The sequence below is a fragment of the bacterium endosymbiont of Bathymodiolus sp. 5 South genome (assembly GCF_900128535.1).
In the GTDB taxonomy this organism is placed as follows: Bacteria; Pseudomonadota; Gammaproteobacteria; order PS1; family Pseudothioglobaceae; genus Thiodubiliella.
Map to the genome: position 1 here is coordinate 1 of NZ_FQTR01000302.1, position 1440 is coordinate 1440.

Genomic DNA, 1440 nt, shown 5'->3' on the forward strand with positions numbered 1-1440 from the left:
TACTACATTCCAAAATTATGATGATGTTATTGAAAGATCTTGCCAGGCTTGGAATGAAATACTAAGTGAGGATGGTTTTATTAAAAATTTGTGTAGTAGAGAGTGGAGTTTTTTAGTTTAGTTATTTTTTGAATTTTTTATAATAAAAAAACTTAAACAAGTATCTGAGACTTTTGCATAACTCATAATTTTTTACCTTAATTTCAATTTTTAGATTTTTTCAAAAATATTTTCAAAATTACCTGTATTTCTTTATAAAGCCTAAAAAACTTATTTTCCCAGCTGCTTTCTTGCTTTATTTCTCTATTTTTAGTCCTTTTCCACTTAGGGATTTGAACAAAAAACAAAGCGATGCCTGAATTCTTACGCTTGCCTATGACCTATGATAGAGACCCTGAAATCATGCAACACGCTACCTTATCTAATCATTTAAAGTATTAATATTTACTTTGCTAATCTGTATGCGTCATGGCAAGGGGGCTCTAATGAGAACGCCCATGGTTTAATCCGCCAATACTTGAAGAACTACTACCCTTTAGTCAATTTTCGGATAAATCGCACTAAGGTTCTTTGAGTGTCTTTAAATATTTTAATCCGTTAATTTTAAAAAACTTTAAGTTGGCGTTGCCCTATATTTAATCGGATGTAGCGTTAGATGTAGTGCCTCCAGAATCTGAATCACCCCACGCCGTGATTGACCCATCGGCTTTAAGGGCGGCGAAGGCATACCCAGTTGAATAAATTTTGGTATAGCCCTTACCAGAGGGTGCGCCTGTGCCTCCCCAATCCGAATTACCCCACGCCGTGATTGATCCATCGGCTTTAAGGGCGGCGAAGGCATACCCGGTTGAATAAATCTTGGTATAGCCATTATCAGAGGGTGCGTCTGTGTCTCCAGAACTTGAAGCACCCCACGCCTTGATTGATCCATCGGCTTTAAGGGCGGCAAAGGCAAACTCAGTTGAATAAATCTTAGTATAGCCATTATCAGAGGGTGCACCTGAGCCTCCAGAACCTGAAGCACCCCACGCCGTGATTGACCCATCGGCTTTAAGGGCGGCGAAGGCATACCCAGTTGAATAAATCTTAGTATAGCCATTATCAGAGGGTGCGCCTGTGCCTCCATTATATGAAGAACCCCACGCCGTGATTGACCCATCGGCTTTAAGGGCGGCAAAGGCACCCACAGTTGAATAAATCTTGGTATAGCCATTATCAGAGGGTGCGCCTGTGCCTCCCCAATCCGAATTACCCCACGCCGTGATTGATCCATCGGCTTTAAGGGTGGCAAAGGCACCCACAGTTGAATAAATCTTAGTATAGCCATTATCAGAGGGTGCGCCTGTGCCTCCCTTATCCGAGGCACCCCACGCCACTATTGATCCATCGGCTTTAAGGGCGGTGAAGGCTCCCCAAGTTGAATAAATCTTGGTATAGCCA

1 pseudogene is annotated in these 1440 nt (G+C 42.0%); it reads right to left on the reverse strand.

Going from position 1 to position 1440, the window contains the following annotated elements:
- Positions 1-635: 635 nt before the first annotated feature.
- Positions 636-1440: pseudogene (locus BBROOKSOX_RS10995) on the reverse strand (Ig-like domain-containing protein); the annotation flags it as partial.